General features: G+C 66.6%; 4 protein-coding genes. 2 read left to right on the plus strand and 2 right to left on the minus strand.

Translation table 11 applies throughout. The features are described 5' to 3' along the window. Positions 1-114 precede the first annotated feature (114 nt). Both RI841_RS12355 and RI841_RS12360 read right to left on the minus strand, forming a co-directional pair. On the minus strand, positions 115-1,380 hold the full coding sequence (locus tag RI841_RS12355) for an anion permease (RefSeq protein ID WP_310705906.1): 1,266 nt from the start codon (positions 1,378-1,380) through the stop codon (positions 115-117). 72 nt (positions 1,381-1,452) lie between these two features. Next, on the minus strand, positions 1,453-2,133 hold the full coding sequence (locus RI841_RS12360; RefSeq protein ID WP_310705907.1) for a TIGR00153 family protein: 681 nt from the start codon (positions 2,131-2,133) through the stop codon (positions 1,453-1,455). A 104-nt stretch (positions 2,134-2,237) separates the two neighbouring features. On the opposite strand from RI841_RS12360, the gene RI841_RS12365 reads away from it, so the two are divergent. Both RI841_RS12365 and RI841_RS12370 read left to right on the plus strand, forming a co-directional pair. Then, a complete protein-coding gene (locus RI841_RS12365; RefSeq protein WP_310705908.1) occupies positions 2,238-3,122 on the plus strand; it encodes a CYTH domain-containing protein in 885 nt (294 codons plus the stop codon). 29 nt (positions 3,123-3,151) lie between these two features. After that, a partial coding sequence (locus RI841_RS12370) for an ion transporter (protein ID WP_310705909.1) occupies positions 3,152-4,021 on the plus strand: 870 nt, incomplete at its 3' end.

A 4,021-nucleotide genomic window follows, 5' to 3' on the forward strand; every position in this document is an offset into this window, starting at 1 on the left:
TCGAGCGTCGAGCGTCGAGCGTCGAGCGTCGAGCGTCGAGCGTCGAGCGTCGAGCGTCGAGCAGATTGTAGCCCGCAGCCCGTAGCCCGTAGCCCGTAGCCCATAGCTCGGCGCTTAGCCGAACATGCTCTTGAAGGTGAAGAAGAAGAGGATCGCGAGGCCGGCGCCGGCCGGCAGGGTGATCAGCCACGACATGGCAATGGTGCCGATGACCCGCAGGTTGAGTGCCGCCATGCCGCGGGCCAGGCCCACGCCCAGCACCGCCCCGACCAGGGTCTGGGTGGTGGAAATCGGCAGGCCGGTCCCCGAGGCCAGCACCACGGTCACCGCGGCCGCCAGGGTAGCGGCGAAGCCGCGGCTCGGGGTGAGCTCGGTAATGCCGGTGCCCACGGTGGCAATTACCTTGTGGCCGTAAGTGACCAGGCCGACGACGATGCCGCCGCCGCCCAGCACCAGCACCCACCAGGGCACCACGGCCGCTCCCTCGATCTCACCGCCGGTCTGCACCACGCTGATCACCGCCGCCAGCGGCCCCACGGCGTTCGCCACGTCGTTGGAGCCGTGGGCGAAGGCCATGGCGCAGGCGGTGAAGATCATCAACACACCGAAGACCTGCTCGACGCTGCCGAAACCGAACTGGTCGGTCTTGCGCCTGGTCTTGCTGACCCGGCCCTCGCGCAGCATCGCCAGGAGCAGGCAGAGGGCACCGAAGATCACGGCCACCACCAGGCTGGCGCCAAAGCCGAGGTCCAGGCCGATGTGCTTGAGCCCCTTGGTCAGGGTCACCATGGCGACGATAAAGCCGACCAGGAAGACGTACATGGGCACGTAGCGCTTGGCCGCGGCGAAGGGATCGCGGGCCTCGAAGATCATGTGCTGGACCGACTTGAAGATCATGAAGGCAATGGAGCCGGCGAGCAGCGGCGAGACCACCCAACTGGCGGCGATCTGACCCACCGCCCCCCAGTCCACTGCTCCCGCGCCCAGGCCGGCCGCACCGAAGCCGACGATGGCGCCGACGATGGAGTGGGTGGTGGAGACCGGCCAGCCCTTGGCCGAGGCGATAAGCAGCCAGGTCCCCGCCGCCAGCAGCGCCGCCAGCATGCCGTAGACCAGCAGTTGCGGGTCCTCCTGCAGCAGCTCGGGGTCGATGATGCCCTTGCGGATGGTGTTGGTGACCTCGCCACCGGCCAGCCAGGCGCCAAGGAACTCGAAGATCACGGCGATGATGATCGCCTGCTTGATGGTGATGGCCCGTGAGCCCACCGAGGTGCCCATGGCGTTGGCGACGTCGTTGGCCCCGACGCCCCAGGCCATGAAGAAGCCGAAGAGACAGGCGAGAATGATGAATATCTCACCGTGCTGCGCAATGATCGACATAGGGAGGGTTCCCTTGTTGCGGTCGGAAGGAAGTCGACACGACGCGGCCCCGGAATCGCCGGGGCCGCGGGGTCAGTTGGCCGTCATGATCTGCAGGCGACTGCCGACGCGCTCGGCGCGGTCGGAGAGCTCGCCCACCCAGTCGATGATCTTGTAGAGGAACATCACGTCCACCGGGGGCAGGCGTTCCTCCAGTTCGAAGAGCTGGCGGCGGATGGTCACCTGCTGGCCGTCGGCCTGCTGCTCGAGCACGTGCAGCTCGCGGATCAGCTTCTGCATCACGTCGGAGACGTTACGACCGAAACCGGATTCGAGAAGGTCCTTGAGCTCCTCCAGGGCGTGTCGGGCCTGGGCCACGCAGGCCACCGAGGTGCGCAGATAGTCGCGCATCGGCTGGGCCAGTTCCTGGGGCGTCTGCATCTTGCGCCCCAGCATGATGCCAGTGATGTCACGGACCTTGTTGGCGATCTTGTCCTGGACGCTGATCAGGTCGAGCAGGTCGGAGCGTGATACCGGCAGGAACATGGTGTTGGGCAGGTTGAGACGCAGCTCGGTCTTGAGTTCATCGGCTTCGTGCTCAAGGCGCGTGATGGTCTCACGGTGCTGGGCGGCGGTGTCCCAGTCGCCCACGAGGGAGGCCTCGAAGAAGGGCAACAGCTCATCCGCACATTCGTTGGCCTTGACGATATGGGCCAGCAACGGATGGAATGGCGAGCGACCGAACATCGCGGAGAAGGGATTGGATGTCACCATGGGGCATCTGTGAACCTGGAAAATGGCGGCGTCAGTATAGTGACTGGCACCCCCAACGTCATGAAAAAATCATCAAATATTCATCGAAACGAGGTGGCGCCCCGATGGCAGACGAGATAGAGCTCAAACTGGCCCTGGGGGCCGAGGCACCCGAGGCCCTGCGCCGCCACCCCCGCCTGGCCGGTCTGACGCCTGCAGTCATGCGCCTGGGCAACACCTACTACGACACCCCCGAGGGCGACCTGGAGCAGGCACGCATGGCACTGCGCCTGCGCCGGGCCGATGACCGCCTGCTGCAGACCCTCAAGACCCGCGGCCAGGGAGGTGGCGGCTTCTCGACCCGCGGCGAGTGGGAGTGGGAGGTAGCGGGCCCGGGACTCGACCTCGCCGGGCTGGCCACCCTGCCCCCCATGACCGAACGCGATCCGGCGCTGCTCGAGCGTCTGGTGCCACGCTTTGCCACCGACTTCGTACGCGAGACCTGGTGGCTGGAGGCGGAAGGCGTGACCGTGGAACTCGCCCTGGACCTGGGCGAGATCCGCGCGGGCGGGCAAGTCGTAGCCATCCGCGAACTCGAGCTGGAGCTCAAGACGGGCGAGCCAGCTACGCTGTGGTCGCTGGCTGACGAGCTGGCCGACTCGATCCCGTTGCGCCCCTCGGACACCAGCAAGGCGGCCCGCGGGGGAGCGCTGCTCGGCGGTGGCTGGACACTTCCCGAGGGCAACGGCCCCGGGGCCTGGCTGCATCGCGCCACCGTGGCACTGGATGCCCTGGCTGATACCGGCCAGGACGCCTGGCGCAACGAGGCGCGCCGGGCCTTCCAACGCCTGGCCGAAACGGGCGATGATGCCCTCGACGATGAGACACTGCGCGACGACGCCCGTGCGCTGGCCGAGGCTCTGAACGAATCAGCATGGCTGACGCCGGCCTTTGGCCGCCGGATGCTGCGGCTGGCCCGCCGGCTGCCCGGCGACGTCGACCTGGCCTGACCGGCCCCGGCCACCACAAGGACGCCCCCGTGAACCACCTCCCCAAGCCCGGCGGCGAAGGCCTGCGCACCCGGGTCTTCCAGATCATCTTCGAATCCGATACTCCGCTGGCCAAGGGCTTTGATATCGCCCTGATCGTGGCGATACTCGCCAGCGTGCTGGTAGTGATGCTGGAGAGCATCGCGAGCCTGCGCGCCAACTACGGCGCCTTGTTCTTCTGGCTGGAGTGGGGCTTCACGATCGCCTTCACCCTCGAGCTGGCACTGCGCCTCTACTGTCTCGAACGCCCCTGGCTGTATCTGAAGAGCTTCTACGGGATCATCGACCTGATCGCCATCCTGCCCACCTGGCTGACGCTGGTCCTGCCCGGGGCCCAGACCCTGGTGATGGTGCGCCTGCTGCGCACCCTGCGCATCTTCCGCGTACTGCGCCTGATGGAGTTTGTCGGCGAGGGGCGCCTGCTGATAGATGCCCTCAAGCGCAGTAGCCACCAGATCTTCCTGTTCCTGTTCACCGTCTTCATGCTGGTGGCCATCTTTGCCTCGATCGTCTACCTGATCGAGCCCGCCGAGGCGGGCTTCACCAGCATCCCCAAAGCGATCTACTGGGCCGTCGTCACCCTCACCACGGTGGGCTACGGCGACATCGTGCCGGTGACTCCGCTGGGCCAGGCGATCTCGATGATGGTGATGCTGATCGGCTACTCGATCATCGCGGTGCCCACCGGGGTCTTCTCCGCGGAGGTGATCCGCTCGATTCGCGCCGATCGCTACTCTGACGAAGCCTGCCCCGGCTGCGGCCATGATCGCCACGAGCAGAGCGCCAAATACTGCCTGCTGTGCGGCACCTGGCTCGACGAGAACTCCCCCGACCCGAACCTGCCCGAAGACGAGCAGGAG

The organism is Halomonas sp. (genome assembly GCF_031581305.1).
Lineage (GTDB): Bacteria > Pseudomonadota > Gammaproteobacteria > Pseudomonadales > Halomonadaceae > Halomonas.

What these genes read in the sequence shown, in the direction of transcription:
- RI841_RS12355 (WP_310705906.1), bottom strand. Translation starts at nt 1,380, where the DNA reads ATGTCGATCATTGCGCAGCACGGTGAGATATTCATCATTCTCGCCTGT.
- RI841_RS12365 (WP_310705908.1), top strand. Translation starts at nt 2,238, where the DNA reads ATGGCAGACGAGATAGAGCTCAAACTGGCCCTGGGGGCCGAGGCACCC.
- RI841_RS12360 (WP_310705907.1), bottom strand. Translation starts at nt 2,133, where the DNA reads ATGGTGACATCCAATCCCTTCTCCGCGATGTTCGGTCGCTCGCCATTC.